This window comes from Vibrio aquaticus (genome assembly GCF_003970385.1).
Taxonomy (GTDB): domain Bacteria; phylum Pseudomonadota; class Gammaproteobacteria; order Enterobacterales; family Vibrionaceae; genus Vibrio; species Vibrio aquaticus.
The window spans coordinates 887,538-905,404 of the sequence record NZ_RXZH01000001.1 but is presented as its reverse complement, the minus strand read 5'-3'; the positions used below and the strand labels follow the sequence as shown (position 1 = coordinate 905,404).

At 45.4% G+C, this 17,867-nt stretch carries 16 protein-coding genes; 8 read left to right on the top strand and 8 right to left on the bottom strand.

Features of this window, described 5'->3' with window-relative positions:
* Nucleotides 1–155: 155 nt before the first annotated feature.
* The 4 genes from EJ063_RS20985 to EJ063_RS03890 form a co-directional block, all read right to left on the bottom strand.
* Entirely contained in the window at nt 156–308 is a 153-nt protein-coding gene (locus tag EJ063_RS20985; RefSeq protein WP_167469865.1) for a hypothetical protein, read from the bottom strand.
* Nucleotides 309–695: 387 nt separating this feature from the next.
* Nucleotides 696–2,588, bottom strand: coding sequence for a PhoX family protein (locus tag EJ063_RS03900; protein ID WP_126572691.1), 1,893 nt, complete (start codon nt 2,586–2,588; stop codon nt 696–698).
* A gap of 463 nt (nt 2,589–3,051) precedes the next feature.
* Nucleotides 3,052–3,885, bottom strand: coding sequence for an arginase (locus tag EJ063_RS03895; protein WP_126572690.1), 834 nt, complete (start codon nt 3,883–3,885; stop codon nt 3,052–3,054).
* A 5-nt stretch (nt 3,886–3,890) separates the two neighbouring features.
* Nucleotides 3,891–4,619 carry an IclR family transcriptional regulator gene (locus tag EJ063_RS03890; protein ID WP_126572689.1) on the bottom strand — a complete coding sequence of 243 codons (729 nt, stop codon included), beginning with the start codon at nt 4,617–4,619 and terminating at the stop codon, nt 3,891–3,893.
* Nucleotides 4,620–4,894: 275 nt separating this feature from the next.
* Between EJ063_RS03890 and EJ063_RS03885 the strand changes: the two genes are divergently transcribed.
* The gene (locus EJ063_RS03885) at nt 4,895–5,266 is read left to right on the top strand and encodes an MmcQ/YjbR family DNA-binding protein (RefSeq protein ID WP_126572688.1); all 372 of its coding nucleotides are present in this window, start codon (nt 4,895–4,897) and stop codon (nt 5,264–5,266) included.
* Nucleotides 5,267–5,305: 39 nt separating this feature from the next.
* Here the strand turns inward: EJ063_RS03885 and EJ063_RS03880 are convergent, their stop codons facing one another.
* From EJ063_RS03880 to EJ063_RS03865, 4 genes are all read right to left on the bottom strand, one after another.
* Nucleotides 5,306–6,700, bottom strand: a complete 1,395-nt coding sequence (locus EJ063_RS03880; protein ID WP_126572687.1) for a glycoside hydrolase family 1 protein — start codon at nt 6,698–6,700, stop codon at nt 5,306–5,308.
* Between the two features lie 113 nt (nt 6,701–6,813).
* A complete protein-coding gene (locus EJ063_RS03875) occupies nt 6,814–7,911 on the bottom strand; it encodes a sulfate ABC transporter permease (RefSeq protein WP_126572686.1) in 1,098 nt (365 codons plus the stop codon).
* A complete protein-coding gene (locus tag EJ063_RS03870) occupies nt 7,908–8,354 on the bottom strand; it encodes a hypothetical protein (RefSeq protein WP_126572685.1) in 447 nt (148 codons plus the stop codon). The genes EJ063_RS03875 and EJ063_RS03870 overlap by 4 nt, the downstream gene beginning before the upstream one ends.
* A 27-nt stretch (nt 8,355–8,381) precedes the next feature.
* A complete protein-coding gene (locus EJ063_RS03865; RefSeq protein WP_167469864.1) occupies nt 8,382–11,498 on the bottom strand; it encodes a response regulator in 3,117 nt (1,038 codons plus the stop codon).
* Between the two features lie 205 nt (nt 11,499–11,703).
* Here EJ063_RS03865 and EJ063_RS03860 point away from each other — a divergent pair, with 205 nt between their 5' ends.
* The 7 genes from EJ063_RS03860 (at nt 11,704) to EJ063_RS03830 (ending at nt 17,812) form a co-directional block, all read left to right on the top strand.
* Nucleotides 11,704–12,123 (top strand): universal stress protein, encoded by a 420-nt coding sequence (locus EJ063_RS03860; RefSeq protein ID WP_126572684.1) that lies wholly within the window; start codon nt 11,704–11,706, stop codon nt 12,121–12,123.
* 276 nt (nt 12,124–12,399) lie between these two features.
* Complete coding sequence (locus EJ063_RS03855; RefSeq protein ID WP_126572683.1) at nt 12,400–13,056, top strand: nitroreductase family protein; 657 nt, start codon at nt 12,400–12,402, stop codon at nt 13,054–13,056.
* 29 nt (nt 13,057–13,085) lie between these two features.
* The gene (locus EJ063_RS03850; protein ID WP_126572682.1) at nt 13,086–13,376 is read left to right on the top strand and encodes a putative quinol monooxygenase; all 291 of its coding nucleotides are present in this window, start codon (nt 13,086–13,088) and stop codon (nt 13,374–13,376) included.
* 116 nt (nt 13,377–13,492) lie between these two features.
* Nucleotides 13,493–13,987, top strand: coding sequence for a peptidylprolyl isomerase (locus EJ063_RS03845; protein WP_126572681.1), 495 nt, complete (start codon nt 13,493–13,495; stop codon nt 13,985–13,987).
* A gap of 172 nt (nt 13,988–14,159) precedes the next feature.
* Nucleotides 14,160–15,290: a BamA/TamA family outer membrane protein gene (locus tag EJ063_RS03840; RefSeq protein ID WP_126572680.1), complete on the top strand. Its 1,131-nt coding sequence runs from the start codon at nt 14,160–14,162 to the stop codon at nt 15,288–15,290.
* A 162-nt stretch (nt 15,291–15,452) separates the two neighbouring features.
* A complete protein-coding gene (locus EJ063_RS03835) occupies nt 15,453–16,634 on the top strand; it encodes a multidrug effflux MFS transporter (protein WP_126572679.1) in 1,182 nt (393 codons plus the stop codon).
* A 20-nt stretch (nt 16,635–16,654) separates the two neighbouring features.
* On the top strand, nt 16,655–17,812 hold the full coding sequence (locus EJ063_RS03830; protein ID WP_126572678.1) for a winged helix-turn-helix domain-containing protein: 1,158 nt from the start codon (nt 16,655–16,657) through the stop codon (nt 17,810–17,812).
* The last annotated feature ends 55 nt before the right edge of the window (nt 17,813–17,867 follow it).

The following is a 17,867-nucleotide window of genomic DNA, read 5'->3' as shown; positions in this document are numbered from 1 at the left end:
TTTATAAACTAATAAATCTAATATTTTCAGTAGTTTAATCTTTACAAAATCAGCGTAAGAAAGGAGTTGTCAGATCGAGAATCAAAATAAAAGTAGATAGGAGAAACAAAAAAAGGAGCCAAACAAGGCTCCTTTTTCTCTCAATTTTTTGCGCTTTAAGCTTCTAAAACATCTTCACCAGACATTTCAGAGATGAGTAGTAAATCGTCTTCATCAAGCTTCATCCCAAGAACGGGTAAACCGTGTTGAACAACCCAGCAGCCTAAGAATACGAATGCACCTAATGCGAATAAACCTAGTGGTAACATAGCCAAACCTCCTCCATGGTTATCAGACAATGTATCGATAACTAGAAAGTGCGACTATTTAAAGAGGGGAAAAGCAAAAGGCCTTTGAAAATACTGAATTCTTTTACGTTTTTAGATGGCACCCTTAACGATTCGTTAAGCCCTGTGTCTCATATTGCGTTCAGTTGGTTCGTATTCACTCTGGGAGTTTACTCAGTCTCTACACCTTAAAGTTATGTGGGATACCCTTTCAATATAGTTATACCGTACAAATGAAGCAACTATATTTAGTGCTTAATTGTCTAAAGATCACACTTTTTATGCTTTTGAGCGCATAACAAGGCTCTAATAGGCTGTAGAACCAAAAAAGCGGGGCACAATGCCCCGCTTCAAATCGTTAATCAGCTCTTAAGCGCCGATTACGCCACCATCTTCACGTGTGATCGCCATAATGGTCGAACGAGGTTTACTGCTGCCACCCGCTGGGAAGTGCGATGGAGCGCCCTTCTCACCAGGGTGTTGAACACCAACAAACATGGTTTTATTATCAGCCGAAAATGTTAGACCGGTAATTTCACAGGCAATTGGCCCAGTTAAGAAGCGACGCACTTCACCCGTCATTGGGTCACCACACAACATTTGGTTATTGCCTTGACCAGCAAAGTCGCCCTTATTTGAGTAGTTTCCGTCAGTTTGAATCCATAAACGGCCCGCTGAATCAAAACCGATACCATCAGGGCTATTAAACATATTATCAACGCTAATGTTGTCACTACCCGCGTACGCTGTCCCTTTGTGAACCATTGGGTTGCCTGCGATAAGGTAAAGATCCCACTCGAACCCATCATTAGTGTGGTCGCCATTTTTAGGTACCCAACGAACAATCTGACCATAGTGGTTTTCTTTACGTGGGTTTGGACCACCAACTGGTTGACCTTCTTTAACACCACGGTTTTTGTTGTTAGTTAGAGTACAGAACACATGATTATTATCAGGGTGAACGGCTACCCATTCAGGGCGATCCATGGTTGTTGCACCGACTTGAGTAGCAGCGCGACGAGCAAAAATCATCACTTCTGCTTGGTCGTTAAAGCCGTTCTCTTTCGTTAAGCCGTTTTTGCCATGCGTCAACTCTAGCCATTGACCTTTGCCTTTCAGCTCTTGATCATCAAACTCAAATTTAGCGACATACAGCGTACCCTCTTCTAAAAGGTTACGGTTTGCCTTGTCGTTGCCCGCTTGGTATTTGTTCTTAGAGACAAATTTGTACAAATGCTCGCCACGCTCGTCATCACCAAGATAGACCACGACATGACCGTCATCATTAATCAGTAGTGCCGCATTTTCATGTTTGAAACGGCCTAGCGCAGTACGTTTAAGTGGCGTTGATGTTGGATCATTCGGGTCGATTTCGACAACCCAACCAAAGCGGTGCGGCTCATTGGGGTGCTTCGCGACATCAAAACGCTCATCGGTGTCGTGCCACTGATACTTGCTCTTTGCCGCTTTTACACCGTAGCGTTTGTGATCATCTGAAACGTCTGCGCTGCCGCTAGTGCCAAAGTAGCCATTGAAGTTTTCTTCACACGTTAGGTAAGTGCCCCAAGGCGTTTGGCCGTTGGCACAATTATTAAACGTACCCAGTGGCTTCATGCCTGATGGGTCTAACTTCGTTTTCATCAAGTCATGACCCGCGGCTGGACCTGTCAGCATCATTTCAGTATTCGCTGTGATACGGCGGTTACGCTTACCATCAATATCTAGTTTCCACTCGCCACCTGAACGCACGATCTCAAACACCGTCACGCCGTGTGCAGCTTGTGATTTCAGTACATCGTCAGCGGTCATCGCTTTGCCGCCATGATCAAACAGAAGATCGTAATTGGTGTACTCGTTGTTCACTGCGATCACTGCACGATCTTGAGTGATCGGAAACAGGCTCATGCCATCGGTGTTATCACCAAACTGGCGAAGCTGCGCATTCGAGTCTTGTTTACCACTTGGGTCAAAAGCTGGCGCACCTGTAAAAATTGGGTCTCCCCATGAAAGCAATGGACTTGCCTTATAGCCTTTTGGCACGATAAACGCGTCTGCGGTAGACGCCGGTACCGCTTCAAAGTTAAGTAACGGGCTTTCTTCTTTCGCTGCAAATGCTTTTGCTACTGGATTAAGAGAAAGAAAAGCACCAGCACTCACCGCCGCAGTTCCTGTTAGAAATCGACGACGAGATAGTCGTGCATCAATCATTTGGCTAAATTCAGAATCTTGATTGTCACTGCGCTTATCTGAAATAGGGCACATTGCTTACTCCTTGCTTGAGTATTTTTATAAAAATTCGTGCAAATCGTAGATTCCTAAAATGACAATCAGGTTAAGCTATTGTTTAGGAAGTATTAATTATCTGAGACACTTTCTGTCCATTTACATTTCACTGCCGTGAAACTGCGCTATGGTTCACTTTTTATGAATAAGGCATGGCATATAGACAAAAAAACGTGATCAAAAACATGGATCTTTGGCGATTTGATGTCTACATTGTTCTCTGTTCATGAGGAACTAGATTCACATAAGCTCATTGAAGAGCAAATTTTGTATTTGAAGTGAGGGATTATCATGAAGAAAATGAGAAAAGCACAATTGCATCGCGTACGCATTCAGTACTGGAAAGAGTCGAACAAAGACGCAAGCAAAACATCATAACGTGCTATACAACCGTACTAAGCTGGCTTAACCGCCAGCTTTTGTGTTTTTGGCGTATGGAAAATTACGCAGCTCGGTGAGTTGATGGAAACATCTGAGCCAATTCGTGCAAAATGATTTGTGTCTGTTTCGAATACAGATGTTTATCTTTGTAGCCCACCAGTTGAACCTGACGTACTTTGCCAGAGAACAGCAACTGGCGAATCATCCGAGCGACAACCTGAATGTCCAACGCACTGCCCCTTTCCAATCGAGAAACCGGATACAAGCTTGCCAAATCAATGTTCACCACCACTTCGTCACAATGCGATAGATACGTGGCCAACTGCTGCTTCACTTGCAGTCGGTGACTAAAACGGCATTCATCTAAGCTCATCCAATCACAGCCAAGATCTTCGGCATATTCCAACGTTCTTTCATCTTGCTGAGAGAGATCCACTCCAAGGCAAAACAATCGACATTCGTTGTAGCGAGAAAGTGCAAAGTGGAACGCACTGCCTTGAACCGGCTCCAGAGATGCCGTTAGTTCAAATTGACGACCGATATGAATGATGCCCAACTCTCTATGATTGGAATTAAGCAAAGGCAAGCTGTGCAGCAGTGTTTCGCAATTGTTGGTTAGGAGAACAGGTAATGCTTCGGAGCCCAGAAAGCGACTGAGGTGCAATTGATATTGTCCACTCGGCTGTGCCACCAAATTGAAATGGCCTCCATTGCTCCAATGTTGGCCGCCAATATCAGAGACCCAATCAAACGCCTCTTCTAAACTTTGATCGGCCATTTCGAAATCGACTTGTTTCATCGGCTTAAGTTTTTCGCTCGCCGTCAGTAAAACCAAACGATGAGAAAGAACACCTGTAAGACTCGTCACTTTGTTACGTCGAAATAGCCCGAACATATCCGTTACCTTTCTGGGGGCAATGCCCTCGCTGCCTGAAGAACATGCAGAACAATTTTCTGCTGATTCATTTGAACTCGATGAGCAGGCGCCATCACAGAAATCGCGCCAATAAGCTTAGAGCCTTTCATGACCGGAGCGCTGATGCCTGATACGCCAGGATCAATCTCTGATGTACTCACGGCGTAACCCTGATTACGGATCTGCTCTAACTCTTTTTGCCAATGTTCCATACGTGATTCTTCACCAAAGTAACGAAGAATCTTTTCGCAGCGAGCCATCGGCATATAGGCAAGCATCACTTTTGAGGATGCACCGCGTAATAAAGGCTGACTCTGTCCTTGAACATAGCTGCATCGAAGCGCCTGCATGCTCTCTTTGCGGCTAACACAAAGTGCTCGGTAACCCACAGGCACCATATAAGCAGACATTTCACCCGTCTGCTTTTGCAAGCGATTGAGAACAGAATCCACCACATCTAGGTCATGCTGGCTGGTCTCATAACTGCGCATCAAAAGCAGAGCTGCCGGACCGATGATCAAGGTTTTGTCATTTGGACTTTCCTCAATTAAATTCCATTCTCTCAGCAGCTTAAGGTGACGATAAAGACTGCTGATTGGTGTGCCTAATTGCTCACTCAGTGTCTTTGCTGTCACAGGTTCATCGTTGACTGCGACCTGCATTAACAGTTGCAGCACTTTCTCGTTTACTTGCCCACTATTGCTGTGTTTCATAGAGTTCACACTGATGTTTTATCGTTATCCAAGAGTCTCGATCAAATTGTATTCTTATAGAATAGGAATTTATAAACATATTTGACTCACAATTCTCATCAAGTAAGAAAGTAGCCAATTCCCTTTTCGAACAGCTATACCTCATAACGGCTCAAATTCCCCATTGCTAATCTGCGGCAATGTCATCCTTGTCTAAAGTCTCAGCTTTGGATCTTGAGCCACTCTCTTAGGCCTGCGACAATCTTTGATATTACAGACTTCCCGAAGGCTTACCTATGACACACGATCAATTCAATCAGTTTTGCGATTCTCTGCCCGCGACAACCTATGTCATGCAATGGGGAAATTCGCATGTCTGGAAAGTGGGTGGAAAGGTGTTTGCCATTGGTACCACTCAAGAAGGCGGGAAGGAGGCCTACACGTTTAAGACCTCTGATCGTAATTACGATTTCTTGAAAGAGAATGAGGGATACCGACCAGCGCCTTACTTTGCAACCCGTGGAATGAAATGGATTCAGCAAACCGCAACCGATGGCGAATTGGTTGAGGAGCTATCCTATTACCTGAAAGAGTCTTATCGAATCGTTGCTCAAGGACTGAGTAAACGAAAGCACACAGAACTGGGCCTTGTTGAAGAGAGCGAATGAAAAAGGAGCCGAGTTGGCTCCTTATTGCTACTTCAATTACTACTTCACAGTTAAGCTTGCGCCGTTGGTCGCGATGACCTCTTTATACCAATGAAAACTCTTTTTAGGTGTGCGTTTCAATGTGCCGGAGCCATCGTCATGGCGATCGACGTAGATAAAGCCGTAACGCTTGCCCATCTCTGCTGTTGAGTTCGCCACCAGATCAATCGGGCCCCAACTGGTAAAGCCTATCAATTCCACACCATCCAATACGGCTTCACGAGCTTGCACTAAGTGATCGTTGAGGTAATCAATGCGGTAATCATCAATGATCTCGCCATTCTCATTCACTTCGTCACGAGCACCAAGGCCATTTTCAACAATAAACAGTGGCTTTTGGTAGCGATCATGCAAGAAGTTAAGCAAAATTCGTAAACCTTTAGGATCAATCAGCCAGCCCCATTGGCTTTTCTCTAGGTATGGGTTCGGTACGCTATCGACAATGTTACCCACTTCTTTCTGCTTTGGATCGGCGCTGGCACATCCACTCGCGTAGTAACTAAATGAGATAAAATCAACGCTCGCACTGGCTAACTCTTCTAAATCCCCTGCTTGCATCTCTATCTCGATACCCTGCTCTCTGAAGTAACGCAGCATATAACCTGGGTACTGACCACGAGTTTGTACATCACCAAAGAACAGCCACTTGTTGTTTTCATGCATTGCCGCAATCACATCATCAGGGTGGCAGGTATAGGCATAATTGAGCGCCCCTAGAAGCATATTGCCAATTTTCGCATCAGGGATGATCTCATGGCACAGCTTCACAGCCTTAGCATTGGCGACTAACTGATGATGTATCGCTTGGTAGATTTCTTGCTCGCTGGCTTCTTCTTGCAGTCCAACACCAGTAAACGGCGCATGCAAAGACATATTGATTTCATTAAACGTCAGCCACAACTTCACTTTGTTTTTATAGCGCTCAAACACTGTGCGGGCATAACGTTCAAAGAAGGTGATCAAATCTCGGCTGCCCCAACCACCGTAGTTTTCCACCAGCGCGTAAGGCATTTCGTAATGCGAAAGCGTCACAAACGGCTGCATATTATGTTTGGCTAACTCATCGAAGATACGGTCATAGTATGCCAAGCCTTCTTCATTCGGCTCTAGATCGTCACCCTTAGGGAAAATGCGAGTCCAAGCGATCGAAAGACGTAAGCAGTTAAAGCCCATCTCATTAAACAGTTCGATATCTTCTGGATAACGGTGATAAAAATCGATGGCGAGATCCTTAATACCATCGGTTCGCTCTTGACGTGTTTGATGCGGGCTTAGAATGCCATTTGGTAGCATATCTGAGGTTGAAAGGCCTTTGCCGTATTGGTCAAAAGAACCTTCGACTTGATTGGCTGCGATAGCGCCGCCCCAAAGAAATGAATCTGGAAATGTGGTCATGGTTGGCTCCTAAGCCTGCCGAATTATCTGCCCACATTGTAGATCTGAAATGGGGAACAAATGAGGTTCAGTTTTCCCCAAAGTTGTTCCTTATTTTTAAATTCCGATCATCGCTAAAAAACAAAACTCAGCATCACGGTGTACAGCTGTGCCGTTCGATCTTGTGGGATGACATCCAAGGTCATAAATGGGCCATTACCTTTATAGACTTCAAAGTATTGCCACTCTAGGTTCAATGAGACATTGTCTAACACATTGACTCTGGCACCAATCAGATAGCTATCGCTTTCTTTATGCTCGCTTGAACTCAGCTCCATTCCATAGGTTAGATAAGGAGTGAACATCCTAAAGTGATGCTCTCCCATGATGTAAAAAGAGGATGAAAGGTCATTCATTTGACCTTCTATGGTGAGCTTTGACTGACCAAATTCATACTGCGTCCCTAATGACCAGAGTGTGATACTTTGGTCATCAGAAGGTATGGCAACTTGAGGAATGATGATTGACCCACCAGCAGGTAACGGCTGATTTACATTGTAAAGAGTGAGCACTTGATTGTAATTTGCCTGCACGTAAGAGAAATGCCAACGAGAGCCATCGCCAAACAAATTGACGTCAAACCCCATTACGCTCTTTGCTTCAAACTCAAAATCCGTCTGTTCGTTGTAGTGGACTTTATTCTTGTCCTTAAAACCGATGTAAGGGGTGACTAATGCGGTCAACGCATCGGAGAGTTCATGCGACCAACTCAAACTCACCCCATTGTAAGCCGTAATACCTAACGCACTGTCATACACTTCTGGAGGCCGAGCCGCAGTGTAAGCATGGCCGACATAGTAGTATTCAGACGCCAAGAACAAAGGTAAACGCTGTCGACCGGCCGCCACCGAAATGTCTTGCCAATCATAGCCAACATACGCCCATTCGAGTTCTGGTTCATCCCAATTGTCTTGAGGGCGTTTCACGACTTGCACAGAGGCTTTGAAGCCAGAATTAAAGTAATCTAGCTGCAAGCCAAAGGTCGTATCACAATCAAAGCAGCTTTCATCAACAATATTGCGCTGAACCAATAACGGAGACGAGTGATCGGACTCGGTATAAGAGCCCGAGCCAAATCCACTAATGGACAAGTTGTCTCCGAGTTCAATCGCCCCCAGACTCCAACCTGAATACCCCCCCAATAGCACCATCGTTGTCAGTATTTTATTCATGGGTCTTTTCTCCGCACCACATAAATAATGGTGGCGTTTTCAGGTAGCAGATTCACTGGCGCATAACCAATTCGATGAGGTTTCGCAGACATCCAAACTAATAAGGCATTTATGTCTGCTTTAGAGATTTCTTTAGGGGGGCGGGCTTTACCCGAGAAAGAGAGACTGGCCCAATGAGCGTTCATTTGAGCGGAATTTTTGCCAAGCAACGCAGAGTAAAACTCCATGCGCTGTTCACTCTCTTTTGGCCAATCAGAGAGCTCAATTCGTTTACCTTGTAAATGCTTTGTCTTGCCACGGTATAACTTGCGTGCTTTAGCCTGAGACAGCATAGTAAACGCTGGCTCTAGTGAAAAGATGGCCATGTCCTCGCTTGCCTCTACCGATGTGGAATAGAGAGCAATGCTAAGTAAGCCAACGATAATTCCCTGACCAAATAACACTTCGTTCCTTCGTCCTAATTTCCTAGCCTAAATGGCGCTTTCAATCTCGTGAAGCAGCTTCTCTTGCTTGACCGGCTTGGCAATATAGCCATCCATGCCTGAGTCATAACAGCGTTGAATATCGTCGTCGATAACACTGGCAGTCAGTGCAAGAATAGGGATCTTATTTAAGCCGAGATCCGCTTCAATCTGACGAATCTCTTCGGTCGCCGAAAAGCCGTCTTTAATTGGCATCATGCAATCCATCAGAATCAAGTCGTACTGAGCACCACTTCGAAACTTATCTAAGGCGACTTGCCCATTATCGGCAATATCAAACTGATAACCCGCTTGCGATAAAAATAGCGACGCCACTTTTTGGTTAACGAGGTTATCTTCCACTAACAAGATTCGTTCAGATTTAGGCACAAAGCTCGTGTTGTGGTTGGATGACTCTTCTTGATAAACCTTAAATTCCATTGATTGCAAGGAGCGTTCAGTGTCGTATCTTGCCCAAGAACGTATCTTCTCTTGCAGCACGCTTGCTTTAAAAGGCTTGGCAACATAGTCATCCATGCCAACTGTAAAGCAGCGCTGAATATCATCATCAATCACGCTGGCAGTCAGTGCGACGATCGGTACGGGTTGCAAACCTTGCTGATTTTCATAGTTACGAATCGCTTGCGTTGCAGTAAAGCCGTCCATCACTGGCATCATGCAATCCATAAGAACAAGACAGTAACTTGGGTCTCGCTGATACATCTCACAGGCTTCTTGACCGTGGTTGGCGATGTCAAATTCAAAACCGGCTTTCGCCACATGAAGAGAGGCGATTTTCTGATTTACACCGTTGTCCTCAACAATCAGGATTCGGCGTCGACCAAGAGATGGGCTGCCATGATTCTGAATCTCAGCACCACTGTACACAGCGTCGGTTTCTCGCAGTGCCCTAAGCAGTCGTTGACCCAATAGAGGCTGTATCACGATGGAAAAAACGCTCGACTCAAAATCGTACGCAGGAGAATTGAACTGTCGAGCCACAACAATGGCGTAACCCACTCCACTCCATTGAGAAAGGGTTTCTTTATTCAGTAACTCACTATTCGCTTTTGTCTCTACAATAAGCAGCACAGGTTTCGCTGTGACCGATTTCACGGCCTCTATCTCATTTAGATACGTAACACGCTCGACATCTTGATAGCCATAAAAAGCCAGTTCATTGACCACTTTGTCGCACAGCGGTTGATCATCACAGACAACCGCAATCGGCGTTTGAAGCCGCTCTTCTTTGCTTTGGGTATACGACTGAACATCAACCGGCAACGAAAGTGTAAAGTAAAAACAGCTCCCTTTGCCTTTTGTAGAACGTAACTGGATTTCGCTGCCCATTAACTCTGCAAGCTGCGTACTGATTGCTAAACCTAATCCTGTTCCACCATATTCTCTGGTGATGGAGTTGTCTTCTTGCAAAAACGGCTCAAAGATTTTCTTCTGTTGCTGCTCATCGATCCCGATACCGGTATCTTCTACCGAAAAGGTAAGCTCCACCTTGCTCTGGCCTTTCAGTTGCGCATCCAATAATAGGGATACAGAGCCATGGCTGGTGAACTTAACGGCATTGGACATAAAGTTCATTAAGATTTGTCTGAGTCGATGATCGTCCACCATCACTCGATAAGGCGTATCAGGATGGACCGACACATTCAGTTCGATCCCCTTATCTTTCGCCGCGGGGGCAACAATAGAGGCGATGTCATAAATAGATTCACGAACGCAGGTGGAGCTTGGGCTCACCAACAACAAACCAGACTCAATTTTTGAGAAATCCAATACGTCGTTAATCAGACTAAGCAATAATTGGGAAGAGGTTTCAATCGTATCGACGTAGTCACGTTGATTGACGTTCAGCTTGGTATCCGCCAACACTTCGGCAATACCAATCACGCCATTTAAAGGGGTACGGATCTCATGCGACATATTCGCTAAAAAGCTGCTTTTCGCTTTGCTCGCAAGAATGGCTTCATCTTTGGCTTTTTCCGCTTCTTCCTTGGCTAAGGTTAAACGCTCTTTTGCTTGCTGGCGCTCAATCGTAAGCCTTTCCACTTCAGAGGCAAACTCACTTAACTCATCCCCCCCTTTCACGGTCTTACTCAAACTCGGCAAGCTTGTCGCATCATCATGCTTGAGAAACTCTAACACTCGGTTCAAGTTGCTGGTTAAGTGCTGCGCAAGTTTGATCGCTAAACCGATGACAAATAGGGTTAAAAGCGAAACAGCCAAAATATAGGTTAATCGACTTTGTTCGGCCTTTATCACCGCCAAATCAATCTCAGCTGCGAGCTGATTCTCAATTGATAACGCCACCTGATGCAGTAGAGCCTGTCTGCCGGAAAGCGCCTCTAACCCCTGTTCAATCTCGGTTTCCGAGAGTTGGTTCAGTCCGGTTTGCGCCATCAATAAGGTGCGAAATTCTTGGCTTTTGCTAAACACCTCATTACTGAAAGCCGACACCATGATACTCACTTGCTGCTCATTAGCATTGAGGGTAACGAACCGCTCAACATAAAGTTGTTGGTTATGGACTAAAGCGATAATTTGTTCTTGCAGATCGGTATCAATGACTTCGCCTTGATGCCAAATATCAATCAGCCCCTTAGTCAGGCGGCTTTCTTCAACCGACCAATAGATTAGCCATTCCAGTTGAAGTAATGCTGCCAAATGAGCAGACACTTCAGGCGTCACCTCAGAGAAGGTCACTCGATCTAATTTGGCTAACAGTTGTTTATAGAGGTCAGACTGCCACTCTTGATTGTCCAAAATTTCATAAACGTCTCTCGTCCCACGGCTGGTTACCAATGACTGCAGCAGCTCAGAAACAAGGCCATCCACTTCGGCTTGATCCTCAGAAGGAAAAACAACAGGGGAAAGGGTCGACAAAGCCAATGCTGTTTTGGACGCCGCCAACATATCTTCGGTTCGATATAACACGCCACTTTGCTCAACAAAGTCGATGTAATATTTGGATTTGGTGAGGTTCTCTTTATGAAGTGTCAGTAAATGAATCTGCCAAGCGACAAACGCGACCAGCAAGAAAACAGGCAACGCGACAAGAATAAAGAGCTTCTTTCGAACAGAAAGACTCCCTGACAACATCACTCTCTCCATAGACTGACCCTACTATCCATTATCCTTATGCATAAGAATATAGTAGTACATATATGCACCAAGTATGCTATTAATTGCCAAACAAGGGGTGCGACTTTAGCAGCACATCATCTATCAATCGTTATGCATATTTTAGAGGTAGGTAACACACTTTTTCCATGCAGAGTGTATGGTTATAACAGGCATTGAAGATAAGGACACGATCATGAGATATACACATATTTTGGTTGCCCTCGAACGTACTGATGAGAGTAAAGTGCTGATTGATAGAGCCACCTACCTATCAGAGCTAACCAACGCCTACGTTTCGTTTGTCCATGTTGATGGCTCGCACGGTGAGATTTACCCAGAGCTGGTCGATATTCAACTCGATGGCAATGATCACCCGCTAGGAGAACAAACCATCACTGAGATTCGTGCATTTGAAGCGTACAGCCCGCAGCCGATTAAACACATACTTATCGGGACAGGCGATCTGGCAGATAAGCTAAAAGAAACCATTGAAAGCAATCATATCGACCTACTGATTTGTGGTCATCACCATGATTTTTGGAGCAAGATAGCCTCTTATTCTAAGCACTTGGTTGATAAATCACCCATCGATATTTTAGTCGTTCCAATGTAAACCACGCCCTGCCCCAGTCTGTTGGTGGTGAGTAGACTCTGCTCGCCACCTATATCTCGACAACCATCACCATTATGGACATTTTAATCCATAGTCATTGGAAGAAATGGCTATTTTTCCTCAGCGATTATTCACTTACATTAGCCCCATCAACGTAAACCACACCATGGTTTAACGAAATTTGGGTCATGTTCTCTGACAAATAATAGCAACTGTTAATGTTGACGCTCTGAACATATAACCCGAGTGAACTCATCAAAATGACTAGGAATCATCATGACTCATCCAATCATCAAAGATCTCAACACTCGCTACACCGCTAAAAAATACGATGCAGAAAAGCGCATCTCTGCAGAAGATATGGATGTGATTAAAGAAGCACTTCGCCTATCTGCGTCTTCTATCAACTCTCAGCCTTGGAGATTCATCGTGCTGGAAAGTGATGAATCAAAACAGCGTTTCCATGACACGTTCTCTAACATGCACCAGTTCAACCAACCGCATGCAAAAGAAGCGTCTCATACTATCTTGTTTGCTTACGACCCTAAGTTCACCAAAGAGAAATTCGCTAAACGTGTTGATGCGGAAGTAACCTCTGGCCACCTACCGGCAGAGATGTATGACACTTTCATGGGCGCTTACGCCTTTGCTGACATGAACACAGATGAAACTGGCTTCAACGGCAACTGGACTAAAGCACAAGTTTACATTGCACTTGGTAACCTAATGCACACATTAGCGCGTCTAGGCATCGACTCTACGCCGATGGAAGGCGTTGATTCAGAGCTGATTGGCGAAGCGTTCGCAGAACAGTTAGAAGGCCACGTATGTGAACTTGCTCTGTCTATCGGTTACCACAAAGATGGCGAAGACTACAATCATGGTCTGCCGAAAGCGCGTCTAGCGATGGACCACGTTATCACTACGCTGTAATGGCATGACTCGTTAAAAGAGAGAAGACTATGAGCAAACTGACCATTGTGGCGAACATCGTCGCCAAAGGTGACCAAATCGAGATGGTGAAAGCCGAGCTGATCAAGTTAATTGAAAAGACTCGTCAAGAAGATGGCTGTATCAACTACGACTTACACCAAGACAACGACAATCCAGCCCACTTCGTGTTCCATGAGAATTGGGCGTCGGAAGCGGCTCTAGAAGCTCACTTAGCGACAGAGCATATTGCCAACTATGTGGCAGCCGTTGATGGCGCAATCGAAAGCTTCACCATCGATCGCTTAACCCACATCGCGTAATTCACACCATTCCACGCCTTTAAAGCTCTGCCCGCCCAGCAGAGCTTTTGTTTATCAATCGCATCCAGACAAATCCTTGCTATACTCTCGCCAAATTCATTTGCTAGAGAATCCTTATGGTTATCCTATCGACCACTTACGGCGACATTCAAATTGAACTAAACTTGGACAAAGCACCAGTGAGCTCAAAGAACTTCCTTCGTTACTGCCAAGAAGGCTTTTATGAAGGCACGATTTTCCACCGTGTGATTGATGGTTTCATGATTCAAGGTGGTGGCCATACGGAAGATATGACGGAAAAGGACACTCACGCTCCTATCGCTAACGAAGCAAACCGTGGGCTAAAAAACATGACGGGCTCTATCGCCTTTGCACGTACAGATGCGCCTCACTCAGCCACTGCTCAGTTCTTCATTAACCTAGATGATAACGACTTTTTAGATCACACAGCAAAAACCAACAACGGTTGGGGTTATGCGGTGTTTGGTAAAGTCACGGCAGGGATGGAAGTGGTAAACAACATTGGTAAAGCGATGACAGGAACTAAGAAAGGCCACGACGATGTACCACTTGATGCAATCAAAATCGAAAAAGTGACGATTGTTGAGTAGACGCTTATAAGCTCGATACCCTCCTAGATATACCTCTGGGAGGTATTTATAGATCAAACAATACTGAGCCGTTATAGTTCGAGCAATACCCCTAAAAAGTGGTATACTCCGCGAATATGCGATCCGATGGATAACTTTGCTCAACCTAAGCGTAAGGACAATGCTTTCAACCATGAATAAGCGATGGACAGTTCCCACAGTATCTGCGCTGCTGCTCACTTCTTACGCACACGCAGTAGACTCAGTAGAAAAACAAAATGACAGTCACTTTAAAACCATAGCTATTCCATTCTATGACCCGAGTGTCGGGGTTGGCGCGTCATTAGTTCCTATCTATACGTTTTATTCTGGTGAGCAAGAAACCGACCCTTCTACGATGTCAGCGATGCTGACCTACACGGAAAGCAAGAGCTACAATATTCGCGGCACAACTAACATTCTGTTGGATAAGTTTCGCATTGTTACAGATTTTGGTTACAACCACTCCAACATCGATGTTCGCCTGCTTGAGCAGATAGATAACGTCAGCACCACTCAGCATGAAATCAACTTCTTCGGTGATGTTTATTACTCACTGACCGACGAAATTTTTGTCGGTTTGGGTTTGAACTTTAGTGCCAGTCGCTATATTGGAGACAGCGCGCGAGACCGTATTTTGCTTTGGGTAGCCGGTTTTGAAGAAGAGTATCAACCCGATACTGGACTGACCCTTTCACTGTTACTCGATCACCGCGAGCACTATTACTATCCGTACAGTGGCTATATGTTTGAAGCCACTTACGAAGATCATGCCAGCTGGCTAGGTAACGATGATGATAAAACCTACTCATTGATCACAACGGACTATCGCCACTACCGCAGTTTGAGTGACGAAAACAACCACATATTGGCGACTCGTTGGCTAAACCGTTATCTGTTTGATGCCGATAACGCACCATCGAGTGCTCTGAGTACCTATGGTCGACAAGGTCGTGATGTGCAACGTGGATTTATTGTCGGAGACTACACCCCCGCCGCGAACCTAACCAGCTTAGAGATGGAATATCGCTACACGCCGCTCAATACCGGCAATGAAAAACTGGATCGCATCACCTATGTCGCGTTAGGTGGCATTGGTAAATCCTTTGGTCGTCAAGCCCTTGGCCCAGAGAAAAGCTTCAGTGACAGTGACACTCTATCGATGGTTGGTGTGGGTTTGAGATACCGTGTTATGCGCCAAGAACGTATCAACGTACGCATGGATGTGACCTACAATAACGATGGTGACTGGCTAGCGTACTTTAGCCTTGGTGAGAATATTTAAATCATCACCACCTTTGTAAACCTAGGTAAATTAAGGCGCTGAAAGTTGCACGAATTGAGCATCGACTTAAAATTGCTCTTCTTGCCCTTAAAAATGTCACATTATGACTCATCGCCTTGTTACTTTTTTGTTCATCCAAACCAGCCAAGCGGGTGAACAAGCATGAGTAAACCAATCCAGTTTAGAACCATTTTACTCGCGTGTTTGATCATCAGCATTGGTCAGCTCAGCATGGGGTTGGTTTTCCCTTCACTGCCTTGGATTGCAAAAGATTTCTCTATTTCATTAGACCAAGCTCAATTATTAGTCAGTGTGTACTTACTTGGCTTTGGCCCCTCACAGTTTCTTTATGGGCCAATGTCAGATGCACTGGGTCGTAAAAAGGTACTGCTGTCAGGTTTGCTTATTGCCCTGTCAGGCTTAGGCATGATCATCTTTCTCAGTGACTCTTTTACCGGCATGATACTAGGCCGATTTTTGCAAGGTTTAGGCACTGGTTGCTGCGCCGTGTTAGCGCGTGCATCGACCCGAGATAGATACAGCGGTGCACAATTGCCTGTCGCATTATCGTACATAGCAATGGCCGCTTCGATTACACCGTTGGTTGCACCGGTCATTGGTGGGTTTATCAACTACCACTTTGGCTGGACTATGGTATTTGTGTCTTTGCTTGGTTATGTTGCTATCGCTTGGGCATTCATTGCCCTAAGATTTGATGAAACCTTGTCGCAAACCAGTCCAATACCGTCATTGAAACAGATGGCGACACACTATAAGTCTCTGCTCTCTTCGCGCTACTTTATGAGCTTTGCCAGCATTGGGTGGCTCAACTTTAGCCTGATGATCACCACCGTCTCTGTGATGCCATTCATCATGCAGAACCAGATTGGTATGGCGTCAGATGAATACGCAATGTGGGCGATCATTCCTGCGTTAGGAATGATTTTAGGCACGACAATTTGTAACCGAGTTCGCCCTATTATCGGCAGTAAAAACATGCTGCTCTGCACACCTGTTTTGCATTTAAGTGCGGCTATTTGGCTCTTCTTTTGTCCTCTGGAGCCGTTATACCTAATGATTGGTCAATGGCTGATGATTCTCGGAAACGGGATTGCGCTCCCTTGTGCTCAAGCGATGGTCATGCAACCCTATAAGAAGCAAGCAGGTGCTGCCGCGGCGATGTCAGGTGGTGGGCAAATGGTCGTGTCATCGGTGGTCAGTATGGCGCTGGTCCAATTCGGGCTCAGCCAAGCATGGCACTTATCCATCGTCATTGTTCTGTTTGCTGCGATTACGTTAGGCAACATATTACGCGGCTTTAATACAGAGCAGCCCACAGGTTAGAAAAGGCGAATGACCACAGAATGAAATCACTCACGCTATCTGAAGCTCAAAAATTGGCGCTGCTATCACAAGGATTACCGATTGGCGCCTCGAAAGGCAGCGCATATACCAAAACACTCCATACTTTTGAGCAGTTAGGGTATGTACAGATAGATACCATCTCTGTGGTGCAACGTGCTCACCATCATACTTTATGGAGTCGCAATCCGAGCTATCAACCCAAGCACCTTGATCAGCTCGTTGCAGATAAAAAGGTCTTCGAATACTGGTCACACGCCGCCGCTTACCTTCCTATGATGAACTTTCGCCACACTCTGCCACGAAAGGCGGCCATCAAGTCTGGGCAGCAACGTCATTGGTATTGTAAAGACCGTACCTTGATGAGCAATATCCTCCAACGCATCGGCGAGGAAGGCCCGTTGATGGCGAAGGATTTCGAATCTAAAGCAAAGACAATCGGTGGGTGGAGCACAAAGCCAACTAAACACGCTTTAGAAAACCTCTATATGCAGGGTGACTTGATGATCTCTGAGCGAAGAGGGTTTCACAAAGTGTATGACCTTACGGATCGTGTGCTACCCAGTAACATCGATCGCTCGATCCCCAGCAATGAAGAGCATGGTCGCTTTCTTGTCCTTAGTTATTTAAAAGCGCATGGAATTGGCACCTTGCCTGAAATGATTTATCAGCTTAAAGATGTTAAAACTGACGTCGCACAAGCGCTCAACGATCTCATCGAAATGGGTGAGGTGGAGAAGGTTAAAGTCAGTGAAACGCACTACTTTGCCTGCAGACATGCCCTCAAACAACTCGATAAACGGCTCTACCGGAAGCGAGCTAAGATCTTATCACCCTTCGACAATCTACTTATTCAACGCAAGAGAGCCAGTGCCCTGTTCAACTTTGACTATTTGATCGAATGCTATGTCCCTCAAGCCAAGAGGCAATTTGGTTATTTCTGTTTGCCGATATTGTGGGATGGAAAACTGGTCGCACGCGCCGATTGTAAAGTGGATAAGCCCAGCTCAACACTCAATGTATTGCACTTATTCATAGAGCCTACAGTGAAACGCCAAGGTGATTTTCTCGCTGCACTTGAAGAGGAGCTTCAAGAATTTGCGATATTCAACCAATGTGAACACTTTTCAATATTGAAGCTCTCTCAAAACCTTAGCTAACCGTCTGAAACGCATTACCTAGATAACTCTCTCTAGGGAGAGCGCGCACTCTACT

Excerpts from the sequence above, each read along its gene's own strand:
- EJ063_RS20985 (WP_167469865.1), bottom strand. The coding sequence starts at position 308 with ATGTTACCACTAGGTTTATTCGCATTAGGTGCATTCGTATTCTTAGGC.
- EJ063_RS03900 (WP_126572691.1), bottom strand. The coding sequence starts at position 2,588 with ATGTGCCCTATTTCAGATAAGCGCAGTGACAATCAAGATTCTGAATTT.
- EJ063_RS03895 (WP_126572690.1), bottom strand. The coding sequence starts at position 3,885 with ATGTTCGGGCTATTTCGACGTAACAAAGTGACGAGTCTTACAGGTGTT.
- EJ063_RS03890 (WP_126572689.1), bottom strand. The coding sequence starts at position 4,619 with ATGAAACACAGCAATAGTGGGCAAGTAAACGAGAAAGTGCTGCAACTG.
- EJ063_RS03885 (WP_126572688.1), top strand. The coding sequence starts at position 4,895 with ATGACACACGATCAATTCAATCAGTTTTGCGATTCTCTGCCCGCGACA.
- EJ063_RS03880 (WP_126572687.1), bottom strand. The coding sequence starts at position 6,700 with ATGACCACATTTCCAGATTCATTTCTTTGGGGCGGCGCTATCGCAGCC.
- EJ063_RS03875 (WP_126572686.1), bottom strand. The coding sequence starts at position 7,911 with ATGAATAAAATACTGACAACGATGGTGCTATTGGGGGGGTATTCAGGT.
- EJ063_RS03865 (WP_167469864.1), bottom strand. The coding sequence starts at position 11,498 with ATGGAGAGAGTGATGTTGTCAGGGAGTCTTTCTGTTCGAAAGAAGCTC.
- EJ063_RS03860 (WP_126572684.1), top strand. The coding sequence starts at position 11,704 with ATGAGATATACACATATTTTGGTTGCCCTCGAACGTACTGATGAGAGT.
- EJ063_RS03855 (WP_126572683.1), top strand. The coding sequence starts at position 12,400 with ATGACTCATCCAATCATCAAAGATCTCAACACTCGCTACACCGCTAAA.
- EJ063_RS03850 (WP_126572682.1), top strand. The coding sequence starts at position 13,086 with ATGAGCAAACTGACCATTGTGGCGAACATCGTCGCCAAAGGTGACCAA.
- EJ063_RS03845 (WP_126572681.1), top strand. The coding sequence starts at position 13,493 with ATGGTTATCCTATCGACCACTTACGGCGACATTCAAATTGAACTAAAC.
- EJ063_RS03840 (WP_126572680.1), top strand. The coding sequence starts at position 14,160 with ATGAATAAGCGATGGACAGTTCCCACAGTATCTGCGCTGCTGCTCACT.
- EJ063_RS03835 (WP_126572679.1), top strand. The coding sequence starts at position 15,453 with ATGAGTAAACCAATCCAGTTTAGAACCATTTTACTCGCGTGTTTGATC.
- EJ063_RS03830 (WP_126572678.1), top strand. The coding sequence starts at position 16,655 with ATGAAATCACTCACGCTATCTGAAGCTCAAAAATTGGCGCTGCTATCA.